A 14947-nucleotide genomic window follows, 5' to 3' on the forward strand; every position below is an offset into this window, starting at 1 on the left:
TTTGCTTTTAAATTATTTCTCTACAATTGTGCCGTCAGTGTATTTAGCAAATCGTCCCTTATTTATTTCATGTACTTGATCAGGATGTCTCCATGGCCAACCACCAAATTGTGTAGTTCTAAATTCATCCATCGCATTTTGTAATTCTTCATCGGTATTCATAACAAACGGGCCATACTTAGCTACAGGCTCGTTAATTGGTTTACCTTGTAATACAAGAATACAAGCCTCTTTGCCAAAAGCAGTAATAATTGTTTCTTCGGTAGCTTTTACTTCAAATCCATGATTTGGTGATATCGATTCGCCCAGAACTTCTATAGTGTCGCCTTCATAGAAATATAGGGTACGTGTTGTGCCTTTATTAGACTTTGGTAGTGTTATAGTGCCATTTACATCAATCTTTATATTCCAGATAGCAACATCGTTTACCGTCTCTGAAGCCCAAGAATCTGGAGCTGGTTCTAATGCTTTTTCAGTTTTAAAACTACCGGTGATTATTTTTACGGTAGATTGTTCAAGTTTTAATATCGGAATATCTTCATGCCATAGCATTTTAAAATGAGGGGCTACAAACTTGCTTTTTGATGGTAAATTCAACCAAATTTGAAAAAGCTCTAATGTATTTACATTATCTGTATGAATAAGTGGAAACATTTCTGAATGTTGCACGCCACTTCCAGCGGTCATCCATTGCACATCTCCCTCGCCAAAACGACCGGCGGCACCCAAAGAATCGGAATGATCACAAAATCCTTTATTAACTACTGTTATTGTTTCAAATCCGCGATGCGGATGTGCAGGGAAACCCGGAATGGTAGTACCGTGATACATTCTGTAACCATCCTTAATCTCAAAATCGTTTCCTAAATTTCTTCCCTCTAAAGAATCAGAGGGACCTAGTTCTCCATTTCCTTTAGGATAGTAATCTAGATGGTAAACGCAGAATAAAAATGGATCTTGTGTTTGCCATGGAAATTCTAATTTAAATAGTTGTTTGATTTCACTTTTCATAAGTGTAATGAAATTAAATTTGCACTATTATTTATGAATCGCGTTGTTAATTTCCACCCAATTGTTTTCTGGGTCTTTCAAATAAATCTGTCTTACACCATCAGCTCTTAGGGTGACTGCATTCTCTTTTCCTGGCCAGTCGTAATACGTGATATTTTTTTCTTCAAGAGTGGTTATTAATTCATCCAATTTTTGGGTAGCCAAACATAGATGCACACTTTTACTATGTTCCATTGCTACACTATCCTTGCCAATTAAATGCAATTGTGAGTTTCCTTGAATTACAAACCATTTAAAGCCTGATGGGGCAGAAGGGTGGGGAATCTCCTTTAAATTTAGAACATCCTTATAAAATGCCCCTACTTTATCCAAGTCCTTTACGATAACCGAGTAATGATCATATTGAAAATCGAAGGATTGTGCTGTAGCTAATGAACTGAAGACTAAAAATAATAATGCGATAAATTTTTTCATTGTTGTTGTTTAAGTTTGATGGTTCAAGTTACTTAAAAATGAAAGAAGCTATCTTAATAGATAGCTTCTTTTTAGTCTTTCATTGAGGGTTTAAAACTTTATGGCTTGCTCCCCCATACCTTTCGGTTGAAAATGAAAATATGTAATATATGTTCTCAATCTTACCTAGCACCTTTAGTTGAGTTTGCCGAATTGCATATTACTCAACGTCGATTGGTGGTGGACCATCGATCATTGGTTCATATACTTCATCACCTTTACGGGTTTTGAATTCTTCTTTAACTTTGTCAACTAATTTGGAATTTTGAAACAGGTCTAACATGGTCATTCCCATTGCTTTAGATGCGTATATCATTCCTTTATGACCGATTGACATTCCGCCACAGGCAACTACCGCCCATGAATGCCAAGGTGTACCGGTAGGTGCTACAGAAACGCCTAAATTAATATTTGGCACGTTCCAGCTAACATCACCTACATCGGTAGAACCACCACCAGGGCTTTCCAAAGTTTCTCTTAATGGGTGAACCGTACCATCAAAACCAACTTCTGGTTTACCCGTTGCTTTTTGTATGGCTTTACCAAAAACAGTCTCTTCTTCAGTATAGGTAATTGGACCAAGTAGCTCTAAATTATTCTGCATAATTTCCCCACCTGAGCGGTTTACCAAAGTTTCGTAAATACCGGAAACCAAAGAGATTTTATAATCAACGTTGGCCATAATCGCAGCGCCTTCCGCCATTGCTTTTACACGCTCGTATGTTGGTAACATTTTTGACCTTTTAGGATCTCTAACACGAACCCAAAGTTTGGCATAATCGGGAACTACATTTACAACCTGACCGCCATCTTGAATATGATAATGAATTCTTGATGTAGGTAAAATATGCTCACGGTAATAATTAATTCCTGTAGTGTATAATTCTAAAGCATCTGACGCACTGCGGCCGTTCCATGGATCCATAGAGGCATGGGCAGTCTGACCGTAAAATTCTACGACAAAATCAATAAGTGACAATCCACTTTGTACATCTGCTTCGATATCCGCAGAAGGGTGCCAACTTACATTTACATCGACATCATCCCAAAGTCCGGCTTTTACCATCCATACTTTTGCAAAGTATTTTTCTTCGGCCGGTGTTCCTAAAAACTTAACCGTTCCTTTAATTTTTCCGGCATCCATTAACTCTTTTATGGCAATTGCCGACCCTAGACTTGCGGTACCAAACATATTATGACCGCAACCATGACCTGCAGCTCCTTCTTTAAAAGGTTCTTTTACTGGTGATGCTTTTTGAGAAATACCGGGTAGGGCATCAAACTCGCCTAAAATACTTATTACAGGACTGCCAGAACCGTATGTTGCTGTAAATGCCGTTGGTATTTCAGCAACACCTCTTGTTACCGTTAATCCATTTTTTTCGGCATAATCGGCTAAAATTCGCGAAGATTCTGTTTCATCGAAAGCGGTTTCGGCAAGTGCCCAAATAGAATCACTGATTTTAATAAGTTCTTCTTTGTGCTTTTCAATAGAAGAAACAAGTTGGATTTTGTCTTTACTCATTTTCTGGGCAAAAACCGATACACTCATGCTAAGGCAGAGCGCCATTAGAATCGTTTTTTTCATTTTAGTTGTTTTTGGTTGTTCTAACTTCAATTCTTGATGATGTTGTATCCGTTCTATTAAAGTCTTAGTAAATATACCAAATTTAGCGCTGTAATTTACTTAGTAAAAAGTGATGTTATCATTAGTAAAAATAGATATTGTTTCAATTATTTTAGATTTAAAAAGTTAGCTAGTAGTCATCTATAATTTATTGGTTCTTTTTTCGTTATTACTAAAATCCCCATGTTTTAAAAAAAATCGAATTATGAGAAATATAGCCTTTAAATTGTTTTTAATTACGGCATTTTTATCCATAATGGCTTGTAGTTCTACAAATAGAATGACGATGGGTATTACCCAACCCGCCCAAGTACCTATACCAAATGATGTAGTTGCTATTGGTATTGTAAACAGAAGTAGTGCTTCTGAAAAAAATAAGGTCGTAGATAATATTGATAAGATTCTATCGCTTGAAGGTCTTAATTTAGACAAAGAGGGGGCACAAAGAGCAGTTTCAGGACTTAAATATGAATTAGAGCGTGATAACCGATTTGAAGCTATAAAAATTATTGAGAGTCAAAAGGATATTGATAAAGGATTAAGTGTTTTTCCTGCTGAACTCACATGGGATATTGTAGAACGATTATGTAAAGAAAATGAAGTAGATATTATTTTTTCCCTTGAGTTTTATGATACAGATACTGCTGTAGACTATGAAATGACAATGGTTAAAATCCCCAATAATTTAGGTATAATTGCAAATGTACCAGGCCATAGAATTAAGTTGAACACAGCAATTAAAAATGGATGGAGAATATATGACCCTGCAAATAGAACTATTATAGATCAATATATTTCTAATGATCAACTATTTTCTATGGGAGAGGGAATTAATCCTGTAAAGGCATTAGAAGCTGTTATAGGCAGAAAGGAAGCCGTGCTAAGTAGTAGCGCTAATTTAGGTGCTAATTATGCGCTTTTCACAAGACCTGAAAGCATTCGTATTGCCAGAGATTATTTTACTAAAGGAAGTAACAATTTAGAAATAGCGGATAGACGTGCAAAAGCAGGCGATTGGGATGGTGCTGCAGAGTTATGGAATGCCGAACTAAATAGTGCTAAAAGTAAAGTTGCCGGTAGAGCCTATTACAATATGGCCATTAGTAGTGAAATCAATGGAAACCTGAACAAGGCAATAGAATATGCGTCTAAAGCCTACACAGATTACGAGAATAAAGATGCGCTACGTTATGTAAATATGTTGAAAAGAAGAGTGGTTAACCAACAAGAATTAAATCGTCAATTATCTAAATAAATTAGCTGACTGCGGCTTTGTAAATTTCTAAACATCTTTCTCTGGCCATTTTATGATCTACCATTTTTTCTGGGTACTTATCGGTACCGTATTCTGAAATCCATTCTTTGATATACTTTTTGTTCTTGTCGAATTTATCGACTTGGGTCATGGGATTAAAAATTCTAAAATATGGAGCAGCATCTACACCACTACCTGCGGCCCATTGCCAGTTTCCAACGTTAGAACTCATTTCATAATCCAACAATTTTTCAGCAAAATAGGTTTCTCCCCAGCGCCAATCTATCAACAGGTGTTTGCAAAGAAAACTTGCGACTAACATTCTAACTCGATTATGCATATACCCAGTTTCATTTAATTGACGCATACCGGCATCTACTAATAGATATCCAGTTTTTCCATTTTTCCATTTTTCAAATTCTTCCTCATTATTTCGCCATTCTATACGGTCATATTTTGGTCTAAAAGCGTTATTTATGGTATGTGGAAAGTGGTATAAAATAGACATGAAAAACTCTCGCCATATTAATTCGCTCCAAAAAACTTTGTTGTCTTCAGCAATTGCCTTTTTCATCATTTTACGCACGGATACGGTACCAAAGCGCAAATGGGGACCCAATCGTGAAGTGCCGTTTTCCTTGGCTGGAAAATTACGCGTGTCCTCATAGTTATCAATTAAGGTAGGGGTTACATCATATTCAGGTACCTCAATTTTGGATTTCTCAAAACCAATATCGCTAAGTGATAAGTTGGGTAAACGCGAATTTTTAATCAAGTTGGATAAATATTGATTTGTGTAGTGAATCTCTAAATCTTTATCTACATTAAAATGTTCTTTCCATTTGTTTTTATACGGAGTGTATACAACGTAAGGCTCTCCATCATCTTTTACTATTTCAGATTTTTCAAAAATTACTTGATCTTTATAGGTTTTAAAAGTGATGTCTTTTTGAGAAAGAAAGTCTGCTATTTTTTCATCGCGTTTCTTCGCGTAGGGTTCATAGTCATTATTTGTGAATACGGACTTGACCTCATACTCCGCTGTTAATTTTTTAAAGATCTCAATTGGTGTACCATAAAACATTCCTATAGAGCTGTCATTTTCTTCTTGTAGCTCAATTCTCATGTTCTGCAATGTCTCATGAATGAAAGTGAGTCTTGCATCGTCTTTTGGTAATTTGGATAGAATTTCTTTGTCAAAAATGAAAATAGGCAGTACGGGGTAATCTCCTTTCAATGCTTCAAGAAATCCTACGTTATCGTCCAATCTTAAATCTCTTCTAAACCAAAATATAGCTACTTTTTTCGACATTTAGTTGATGTTTAAAGTTGAGAGTCCACCGTCTACGCCTAAAACCTGTCCCGTTACCCAAGTGCTTTTGTCACTTAAAAGAAAAATGGCCGCATTGGCAATGTCTTCTGGATTTCCGACTCTTTTTAATGGGTGGCGCTCGCTCATTGTTTCACGTTTCTTATCATTGTTTAAAAGTCTTTTAGCTAAAGGTGTATCCACTAGCGACGGTGCAACAACATTAACCCTTACTTTTGGAGCATACTCGGCGGCCATAGATTTTGCAAATCCTTCAACAGCACCTTTTGCTGCGGAAACACTGGAATGAAAGGGCATACCGGTACCTACGGCAATAGTACTGAAAAAAACCATACTTGAACCTTCGTTCATTTTTGAAATAACTGTTTTTACAACCTTTACCATAGAAAAGAAATTGAGTTCCATGTCCTCTTTTATAGTGTCTAAAGACATCATTTTAAAAGGTTTTAAATTAATACTTCCTGGACAGTATACAAATCCATCAAGTTTTTCCGGCAGTTTTGAAATATCTAAGGCATCTGTTGTTACATCAAACGGTATATGAGTAATGTTTTTGTGTTGTAAAGCTTCGTCAGTTCTAGAAGCTATAAAAAGTTGATGCGTGTTTTGTAATTCTTTGACTATCGATAGCCCAATACCATGAGAGCCTCCAATTAATAATATATTTTTCATTTAAAACGATTTAAGTTCAAGTTGATTTGGAATGGATTCTACACTGCCAAATAGTTGTTTTAATTTTTGTTCACGAAATTTGAATATCTCCAGCAATTGTTTTTTTACGATTAAAGGATGTGCTATTTGACCCAATATTCCGAATGGAATTTTATAATCTATAATATCCTCCATTTCAACACCTTCATTAATTTTTTTAATAAAATGTTTATGATGCCAAAGAGAATAGGGTCCGAACCTTTGTTCATCAACAAAATAATTACCTTGGTCTACATGTGTTATTTCGGTTACCCATTTAGTTGTAAACCCTGGAAAAGGAGATACTTTATATTGTATGATCTGACCTGGAAACATTGCTCTATCTGCCCCATCAAGTATATTAAAACCCATGTGCTCTGGAGTAATTACTTTTAAGTTGGCGGGGTTGGATAAAAATTCCCATGCCTTTTCTTTAGTAATAGGTAATGACTGTTTAGAATGCAATTGATATAATTTCATAAATAGATTTTTGAACACAATAGATCATTATTGTTGTCTAACAAAAATCAAAAATAGTTAAACAATATTAAAAATTCATTTTTATTGGTCTAAAAATTGACTTAATCGATTAAATTAAATTTTGCTCGTTAAATACGATGGATTAACATAATTCTAGCTTATTTTGCAACAATGAAACTTTTTATTCAGCAGTTAGGGTTTATAATGTTATTCACTTATACAGCTTCTTTAGCTGCGCAAGAGAATGTGCAAACTGTTGGAGAATTACCAAGTGATATATTTGAAACATCGGGATTACTATATTTTAATGGGAATTTAATAACTTTTAATGATTCTGGGAACGAAGCCATTTTATATGAGTTGGATACCTTATCCCTTTCTATACAAAGGAGGGTTAACATCAGTAATATTTCAAATATAGATTGGGAAGCTATTTCGCAAGATGACGAATATATATACATTGGGGATTTTGGCAATAATGTAGGTATTAGAACCGATTTAGCAATTCATAGAATTTTAAAGGATGATTATTTGAATTCTAATTCTGTTACAGCGACGACCATATATTTTTCTTATGAAGACCAACAAGAATTCCAGAATGATGGAAATAGTGATTGGGATGCAGAAGCATTTTTCGTTATTGATAATAGTATAGTGGTTTTAACGAAGCAATGGAAATCACTAGGTGCTGCAGCTTATGAGTTTTCTAAATTTCCAGGAACGTATGTGGCTAGTAGGGTAGGGTCTATAAATAACGTTGGGTTAATTACCGATGCAACTTATGAAACAGCGACTAACAAATTAGTTGTTATTGGGTATTCTTCTATTTTGAGTCCGTTTGTTGGTGTTGTTGAAGATTTAAATTTTAATTCCTTTTTTGAGGGGTATACGCAACAACCTCTAGGATTAAACTTTGTACAAGCAGAAGGAATAACACAAACCAGTGCAGAGAGTTATTTCTTTTCATCGGAATATTATTCTAGGCAAACGCCGGCGATTGAATCACCTTCTAGACTGTTTACTTTTCAGTTACCAATAGATGAACCAGTAGATCCAGAGGAGCCTGAAGAACCAGAAGAACCTGAAAACCCAGAAGTTCCAGGAGAAACGGTTGAAGACGACAATTTAATAATATATAAGGATAATTTAACCAACCAATATCATTATACATTATCTACCAATAAAGCAGTATATGGCCAAATTATTTTTGATGTATTGGGCAAACGAGTTTGGCAAAACAATGGTGAAATTGAGAAAGAGGGTGTTATTTCTCAGCATTTAGAAACTTCGGTCTATTATATGGCAACATATTTAGAGGATAGAATTATAGCTACCTCTTTTTTGGTTTATTAAAATAGGTTTCATTTGTATTTAAGAATAAATTAACATTCCACACCATCCTTTATAATTAGTTTTGTTATTATAAACTAATCATAAAAAACATGAACAAAGTAGTACTCTTTTTAATGGCAATTGTTGCAACGCTAACAGTTGAAGCTCAGATTAATACACCAGCACCAAGTCCATCATCAAAATTGATGCAAACCGTAGGTTTAACTGAAGTGACAATAGATTATTCTAGACCAAGCATGCGTGGTAGAGAAGTGTATGGCAACTTAGTACCTTTTGACAAATTATGGCGTACAGGGGCTAACGGATATACGACCATAACTTTTAATACTGACGCATCTATTGGAGGTAAAGATGTAAAAGCTGGTAAGTATTCAATTTTCACTAAACCTGGAGCTTCTAATTGGGAAGTATTCTTTTATACTGATATTGTTGGTGGTGGTACACCAAGCAATTGGGATGAAAGTAAAGTGGTAGCGCAATTATCAGTACCGGTTCATAAACTTGAAATGCCAGTAGAAACATTTACGATTACTGTTGATGATGTAATGAACAATGGAGCTAATATTGGAATAATTTGGGAGAACACTTATGTGGCCGTACCTTTTTCCGTACCTACTGATGCCGCAGTAATGCAAAATATCGATAAGGCTTTAAATGGTCCAACTGCCAATGACTATTATGCAGCTGCAGTATACTACTCAAGTGAAGGTAAAGATATTAACAAAGCTAAGGAATGGATGACTAAGGCAATGTCAATGACTGAGAAGCCTGCATTTTGGCAGCTTAGACAACAGTCTTTAATTTTAGCAAAAGCTGGTGATAAGAAAGGGGCCATAGAAGCCGCTAAAAAATCATTGGCCGGTGCAACTGAAGCTGGTAATAACGATTACATTAAAATGAATAACGATTCTTTAAAAGAATGGGGTTCTAAATAATTAGCAACCTATTCTAATTGAAAAAGTCCGTGTATATTTTATACTCGGACTTTTTTATTTTATTCGATAATCGCGATTATAACGCTCCGAGAATTATTACGTAATTTTTAAGGTCAATTCTTTCAATAACTAGTGGGGGTATTGCCCAGTAGTATTTTTTATTTAATATTCAATCACCTTAACACCGTCATCAATGGCTAAGTGATAATATTCAGCAGCTATTCCTGTTTGGTTTTGATACGCTTTTAACAGCGATGAAATACTTGAATCCAGTTTAGCTGTTTCTATTAGGTTAATAGTACAACCGCCAAATCCTCCACCCATCATTCTTGAACCAATAATCCCTTCTAAATTTTCCCCAATAGTAACGAGTGCGTCTATTTCGTTTGTAGTAATTTCATATTGCGTAGACATTGCCCAATGACCTTCATTTAAAATACGACCTACTTCTTGCTCATCGCCATTGGTTAGTGCATTCATCATACGGAGAACACGATTATTCTCATCAATTATATATTTAGCCCTTTTTAAATCGGTTTCGTTACTTTTTTCAGTAATCTTTTCTAAATCACTAATAGTAACATCTCGTAAGGAATTTACTTCTGGTCTTAGTTTTTTTACATTTCTTACTATGTTCTCGCAAGAAATTCGTCTTTTATTATATTCGGAATCTACCACTAAATTATGTTTTATGTTAGAGTTAACCAACACCCAACTATAGCCTTCTAAATTAATGGGAATATACCTATGACTTAAATCTTTACAATCTAAGAAAAATGCATTTCCTTTTTTCCCAAAAAGCACGGCGTACTGGTCCATTAAACCACAATTAAGCCCTATTTTGTGCTCTGCCTCTTGAGCAATTAAGGCAATTTCTTCCCTAGGAATTTCATTCCCTGAAATTTTCGATAATGCATATATAAAACCACAACAAAGTGCAGCAGAAGAGGAGAGTCCAGATCCTATAGGTATATCACCTCCAAATACACAATTCATTGCTTTTATTGGGTAGTTTTTTGCAACTAAAATTTCAATGATCGCTTTAAAATAATTTCCCCAAAATGATGTAAAAGCTTTATGTTCCCCTTTAAGTGTAAATTCAATTTTCTCTGGTTGTGTTAAAAAAGTTTCGATTCTAATTACATTGTCATGATTATCAGTAACAGCAAAATATATTCCTTTTTCAATAGAAGCGGGTAATACAAGGCCTTGGTTGTAATCTGTATGTTCACCTATTAAATTTATTCGCCCTGGAGCTTTAATAAGTAGCGGGCTTTTATGGTAGTTTTCCTTAAAAAAAGCCGTAATCGTTTTATATACCATTAACTTAAAATAATATGTATTGTTTGGTTATATCGAAGGAAGAGGTCTTTTTAACATTCGATCAAACGCCTCAAAAATAAAGGAAATTATGATTACCATGGCCGCTCCGAAAAAGTTAAGCCACAAATAACCTAATTTTTCTTGACCGGAAGGGTAAATATGAATTAAATAGTAATAAATAATGCAAATGATTATTTGCGTTACCATTGCTGCGAAAAAAACAGCATTTCCTTTAATGAATTTAAAAAAGAAAGCAATTAAAAATATTCCTAAAACGTTACCGTAAAATATACTACCGATAATATTTACCAATTGAATTAAATTGTCGAAAAGGTTGGCTACACAAGCAATAGAAATAGCGATGATACCCCATAATAAAGTGAAATATTTTGAAGCTTTTACATAATGGGCTTCTGTAAGCTTGGTAGAGGTTCTATTACGTTTGTATAAATCTAATGCCGTAATGGTTCCTAAAGCATTTAATTCTGAAGCGGTCGAAGACATAGCTGCGGACAAAATAACTGCAAGTAATAAACCAATTAAACCAGTTGGTAGATTGTTAAGAATGAAATGTATAAAAACATAATCTTTATCATTGGTTTCAACAACATCATTTGCTTGACTTATAAGGGCTTTTGCGGCAACACGATTAGTACTATCTTTTTGATTAATTCTGATGATTTGTTTTTTTGCCTCTTCAACAGCAGTATATTCTTTTATTTCTAAAGCCGATGAAAATTTGTTTTGAGCAATTCTTTTTTCAGCTTCTAGTTCAATTTGTCCTTTTTGTAAAAGCTTGTAATCCTCGGCAAAAGGAGATTCCATAACCGCTTGCGTTGCAGAAGGATTAAAATTTAATGGCGAAGGATTGTATTGATAAAATACAAAAACCATAACACCAACTAGAAGAATAAAAAACTGCATTGGTATTTTAAAAATTGCATTAAAAACCAGACCTAATTGACTTTCACGAATAGATTTTCCTGATAAATAACGCTGTACTTGACTTTGGTCCGTACCGAAATAGGCCAAGAATAAGAAAAGACCACCTGTAATTCCACTCCAGAATGTATATCGGCTAGAAGTATCTAAATCGAAATTTAAAATTTCAAGCTTATTACTTGCACCTGCAATTTTCATTGCCTTGCTAAAGGTAATATCTGAAGGTAAGTAACCTAGTATAAAAAAGAAGGTGATGAACATACCTGTCATAATGATGAACATCTGCTGTTTTTGTGTTACACTTACCGCATTTGTTCCACCAGAAACTGTATAAATAATTACTAAACTGCCTATGATGATATTTAAAGTCCTTAAGTCCCAACCTAATACAGCGGATAAAATAATGGACGGTGCAAATATGGTAATACCTGCTGCCAATCCTCTTTGTATTAAAAATAAAATCGCTGCTAAAGAACGTGTTTTAAGGTCAAATCTGCTTTCTAAAAACTCATAAGCCGTATACACCTTCATTCTATGGTATAAAGGGACAAATACCATACAAATAATAATCATGGCAAGCGGTAGTCCAAAATAAAATTGAACAAAGCCCATACCGTCATGAAATGCTTGACCTGGAGTAGATAAAAATGTAATTGCACTGGCTTGGGTAGCCATTACGGATAAACCAATAGTCCACCATTTAGAATCATTGCCACCACGTACGTAGTCATCTACGTTTTTACTTCCTTTAGTTTTCCAAACTCCGTAAACAACTATAAAAAGTAGTGTGCCGGCCAATATTATCCAATCTAATTCTCTCATATTAGTTGAATGATGTCATTACGTAATAGAAAATAAGAACATATATTAAGTTGAGTACTAGTAATATAGAGTACTCTTTTTTCCAAGTTGTATTTTCGTCACGCTCTCTTTTCATCCTTTTATTTGCTCTTTTATCTCTACTTTATCTTTACCTACTGATAGCATATTAGAAAATAATTTATAGGCTCCAGGTACTCCAACGGGTAATTCCCTGAAAAAACTTAGTCCGGTATAAATATAGTTTCCCTTTCCATAAGGGGCAATTAAAAGACTCCCTTTTGTACTTTCTTCATCCTTATCATGCATACTTAAAATAGGAGTAAATTCTGAACCCCATTTATCTGGAAAATATAACCCTCTTTCCTGAACCCAACCTTGAAAATCATTTGCATTAATTTTATTCGGAAAGTTTACTAGTGAATTATCTTTTGCAATTATTTCAACTTCAGAGTTTTCATTTGTTACTCTATCTCTTGAAATTTCCAGTTCAAAAGGTGCAATATTTTCAAATTGACTTCCCCATCTACTGGCCGTATTATATTGCACAATAACAGTGCCACCATTTTTGGCATAATCTAATATAAATCGTTGTTTAAATTTTAGCTCGTCCACGACATTGTAAGCACGAATTCCTAATACTACGGCATCATATTTTGCAAGAGATTCCTCAGTAATTGTACTTGGATCAATTATTTGAACATTGTAACCAATTTGTTCAAGACTAGTGGGTACTTCATCGCCAGCACCCATAATATAGCCAATATTATCACCTGCTTTTTCTATGTTTAAACGAACGACTTTGGCTTCTGAAGGTAAAAGTACCATTTGGGTAGGTATATGATCATAAGCAATCGTAATTAATTCTTTAGTTATTTCTCTTCCATTTAGTTTTATCATAGGTGTAATGGAATTTTCATTTTCTAATGAGGGCGGACTTAAATTAAAATAGACGGTTTTTTCATCTCCTTTTTTAGCAATAAAAAATGCTTGCTCTTTTTTGTCTACTTGCCAACCTTCACCATATTTTAATTCTATGCTGCCAGAGATACTATCTTGGTGTGCCTTTATAATAACAGGAATTCTTTTTTCGGAAGCATCGGCAAATATAATCACCTTATCAGCGAAACTTGCTGTAGCTTCCGGTAGTATTTCAAAAGGTTGGTATATTTCACCTTTTTCTGGCTTTGCGAACTTATATACCACTGATTTTTTTATAGGAATACTTACTCCATTAAAATCTAAATTAAAGGTAGCTACAAAAGCACTTGGGGATTCTGGCTTACCTATTAAATTATTATTTTTTACCGTATACGTGCCTAAAGTTCCTTTTTCAATTAACCAATACGGACTTGTGAATTCTGTAGTTGTTGGTATATGGAGCGCTATTTTTTTATCAAAAAATTCATTGTTCTTTAACGCTACAGCATTTAACTGCAAGTCTTGGTCATTTATGTAAACGGATTTTATTTTAGCATTTATGGTACTACGATTTAGCGCTTGAATTTGAACGCTTACCGTTTCCCCAGGGTTTGCATAAGATGTTTCTGTTGAAGCTTCTAAATACAAACCAGATATTGCGGATATTATATTAGTTAGCTCTTCGGTTTTAATTTCTTTCCAATGTTTATCGGTCGTTTTTTGTAAAAGTGTATACGCCTTTAGTAAAGAGGGTAAATGTTCTGACGGATTTATAAAATTGAAATTACGCTGAACTTCATATAGAATTTCGCCAATGGCTTTCCCTCCTTTTATTCTTGACCAACTTGTGTCTATTCCATCAAAAAGATTGTTTTTATCATTAGGTAAATCTCCTTTTAACAATTCTACATACTCACTTTCTGATCCCCTTGCGGTTAGCCGTCCAAAACCCTGACACAGGTGCTGACTGCTAGCTAAAGAAGCTATTTCATTATTAGACATGCCTAGCATTGGATAATATACACCAACATCCATGCTTAGCAATTTCGATTTATCAGCTTCTTCAAATTTTTCTTGACTTCCGTAAAACCACCATGACGTATTAAAAAACAATCTTTTTGGTTGCCAGGTGCTGGAAGTTGATAATTGATTAGGATAAGCAGTTGGGTCATTAGCAAGGTCAAAAGCTTCATAACTTAACATGGCAGACGAAGTATGGTGACCATGAGTACTACCTGGCGACCTGTGGTCAAATCTATTAATTATTACATCTGGTTTAAATTGGCGTATTACTTTTACTACGTCTCCCAGTATAGTTTCCTTGTTCCATATTTCTAATGTTTCATTAGGGTGTTTAGAGTAGCCAAAATCATTGGCGCGCGTAAAAAATTGTTCACCACCATCTACTTTTCTTGCGGCTAATAATTCTTGTGTGCGCAAAACTCCTAAAAGTTCTCGCAATTCTGGCCCAATTAAATTTTGACCACCATCACCACGGGTTAAGGAGAGGTATGCGGTTCTTGCTTTGGTATTATTTGCTAAATAAGATATTAGTCGTGTATTCTCGTCATCTGGATGAGCTGCGATATATAATGCCGAACCTAAAAAGTTTAATTCCTCAATAGAATGATATATATCTGAAGGAGAAGCTTTCTTTGGAGCCTGAGAATTTATCGTATTAAATAAAAACAGACTATAAGTTAAAAGCCCTAATAATTGGCGCATTGTTGGATGGTTTTGGTAGTAAT

12 protein-coding genes are annotated in these 14947 nt (G+C 34.6%); 3 read left to right on the forward strand and 9 right to left on the reverse strand.

All coding sequences use genetic code 11. From position 1 onward, the window contains the following. Positions 1-12: 12 nt before the first annotated feature. The 3 genes from BTR34_RS16540 to BTR34_RS16550 form a co-directional block, all read right to left on the reverse strand. On the reverse strand, positions 13-1011 hold the full coding sequence (locus BTR34_RS16540; RefSeq protein WP_068484982.1) for a pirin family protein: 999 nt from the start codon (positions 1009-1011) through the stop codon (positions 13-15). A 27-nt stretch (positions 1012-1038) separates the two neighbouring features. After that, a complete protein-coding gene (locus BTR34_RS16545) occupies positions 1039-1485 on the reverse strand; it encodes a VOC family protein (RefSeq protein ID WP_068484981.1) in 447 nt (148 codons plus the stop codon). Positions 1486-1684: 199 nt separating this feature from the next. Continuing rightward, complete coding sequence (locus BTR34_RS16550; RefSeq protein WP_068485030.1) at positions 1685-3112, reverse strand: amidohydrolase; 1428 nt, start codon at positions 3110-3112, stop codon at positions 1685-1687. A 244-nt stretch (positions 3113-3356) separates the two neighbouring features. Between BTR34_RS16550 and BTR34_RS16555 the strand changes: the two genes are divergently transcribed. Continuing rightward, positions 3357-4406 (forward strand): DUF6340 family protein, encoded by a 1050-nt coding sequence (locus BTR34_RS16555; protein WP_068484980.1) that lies wholly within the window; start codon positions 3357-3359, stop codon positions 4404-4406. A 1-nt stretch (position 4407) separates the two neighbouring features. Here BTR34_RS16555 and BTR34_RS16560 read toward each other — a convergent pair whose 3' ends face one another. Genes BTR34_RS16560 through BTR34_RS16570 form a run of 3 tightly spaced genes read right to left on the reverse strand, consistent with a single transcriptional unit; the run spans position 4408 to position 6906 of the window. Then, complete coding sequence (locus BTR34_RS16560) at positions 4408-5718, reverse strand: cryptochrome/photolyase family protein (protein ID WP_068484979.1); 1311 nt, start codon at positions 5716-5718, stop codon at positions 4408-4410. Continuing rightward, positions 5719-6408, reverse strand: a complete 690-nt coding sequence (locus BTR34_RS16565; RefSeq protein ID WP_068484978.1) for an SDR family NAD(P)-dependent oxidoreductase — start codon at positions 6406-6408, stop codon at positions 5719-5721. Beyond that, the gene (locus BTR34_RS16570; RefSeq protein WP_068484977.1) at positions 6409-6906 is read right to left on the reverse strand and encodes an SRPBCC family protein; all 498 of its coding nucleotides are present in this window, start codon (positions 6904-6906) and stop codon (positions 6409-6411) included. 171 nt (positions 6907-7077) lie between these two features. Between BTR34_RS16570 and BTR34_RS16575 the strand changes: the two genes are divergently transcribed. Both BTR34_RS16575 and BTR34_RS16580 read left to right on the forward strand, forming a co-directional pair. Beyond that, the gene (locus BTR34_RS16575) at positions 7078-8259 is read left to right on the forward strand and encodes a hypothetical protein (protein ID WP_068484976.1); all 1182 of its coding nucleotides are present in this window, start codon (positions 7078-7080) and stop codon (positions 8257-8259) included. 89 nt (positions 8260-8348) lie between these two features. Then, entirely contained in the window at positions 8349-9194 is an 846-nt protein-coding gene (locus BTR34_RS16580) for a DUF2911 domain-containing protein (protein WP_068484975.1), read from the forward strand. 162 nt (positions 9195-9356) lie between these two features. Here the strand turns inward: BTR34_RS16580 and galK are convergent, their stop codons facing one another. From galK to BTR34_RS16595, 3 genes are all read right to left on the reverse strand, one after another. Then, complete coding sequence (gene galK / locus BTR34_RS16585) at positions 9357-10517, reverse strand: galactokinase (RefSeq protein ID WP_068484974.1); 1161 nt, start codon at positions 10515-10517, stop codon at positions 9357-9359. Positions 10518-10544: 27 nt separating this feature from the next. Beyond that, the gene (locus BTR34_RS16590; RefSeq protein ID WP_068484973.1) at positions 10545-12281 is read right to left on the reverse strand and encodes a sodium:solute symporter; all 1737 of its coding nucleotides are present in this window, start codon (positions 12279-12281) and stop codon (positions 10545-10547) included. A gap of 111 nt (positions 12282-12392) precedes the next feature. Beyond that, a complete protein-coding gene (locus tag BTR34_RS16595) occupies positions 12393-14924 on the reverse strand; it encodes a PIG-L family deacetylase (protein WP_068484972.1) in 2532 nt (843 codons plus the stop codon). Between the last annotated feature and the right edge of the window lie 23 nt (positions 14925-14947).

The organism is Maribacter hydrothermalis, assembly GCF_001913155.1.
GTDB classification, from domain to species: Bacteria; Bacteroidota; Bacteroidia; order Flavobacteriales; family Flavobacteriaceae; genus Maribacter; species Maribacter hydrothermalis.

What these genes read in the sequence shown, in the direction of transcription:
- BTR34_RS16575 (WP_068484976.1), top strand. Translation starts at nt 7,078, where the DNA reads ATGAAACTTTTTATTCAGCAGTTAGGGTTTATAATGTTATTCACTTAT.
- galK (WP_068484974.1), bottom strand. Translation starts at nt 10,517, where the DNA reads ATGGTATATAAAACGATTACGGCTTTTTTTAAGGAAAACTACCATAAA.
- BTR34_RS16550 (WP_068485030.1), bottom strand. Translation starts at nt 3,112, where the DNA reads ATGAAAAAAACGATTCTAATGGCGCTCTGCCTTAGCATGAGTGTATCG.
- BTR34_RS16580 (WP_068484975.1), top strand. Translation starts at nt 8,349, where the DNA reads ATGAACAAAGTAGTACTCTTTTTAATGGCAATTGTTGCAACGCTAACA.
- BTR34_RS16540 (WP_068484982.1), bottom strand. Translation starts at nt 1,011, where the DNA reads ATGAAAAGTGAAATCAAACAACTATTTAAATTAGAATTTCCATGGCAA.
- BTR34_RS16595 (WP_068484972.1), bottom strand. Translation starts at nt 14,924, where the DNA reads ATGCGCCAATTATTAGGGCTTTTAACTTATAGTCTGTTTTTATTTAAT.
- BTR34_RS16560 (WP_068484979.1), bottom strand. Translation starts at nt 5,718, where the DNA reads ATGTCGAAAAAAGTAGCTATATTTTGGTTTAGAAGAGATTTAAGATTG.
- BTR34_RS16590 (WP_068484973.1), bottom strand. Translation starts at nt 12,281, where the DNA reads ATGAGAGAATTAGATTGGATAATATTGGCCGGCACACTACTTTTTATA.
- BTR34_RS16545 (WP_068484981.1), bottom strand. Translation starts at nt 1,485, where the DNA reads ATGAAAAAATTTATCGCATTATTATTTTTAGTCTTCAGTTCATTAGCT.
- BTR34_RS16565 (WP_068484978.1), bottom strand. Translation starts at nt 6,408, where the DNA reads ATGAAAAATATATTATTAATTGGAGGCTCTCATGGTATTGGGCTATCG.
- BTR34_RS16555 (WP_068484980.1), top strand. Translation starts at nt 3,357, where the DNA reads ATGAGAAATATAGCCTTTAAATTGTTTTTAATTACGGCATTTTTATCC.
- BTR34_RS16570 (WP_068484977.1), bottom strand. Translation starts at nt 6,906, where the DNA reads ATGAAATTATATCAATTGCATTCTAAACAGTCATTACCTATTACTAAA.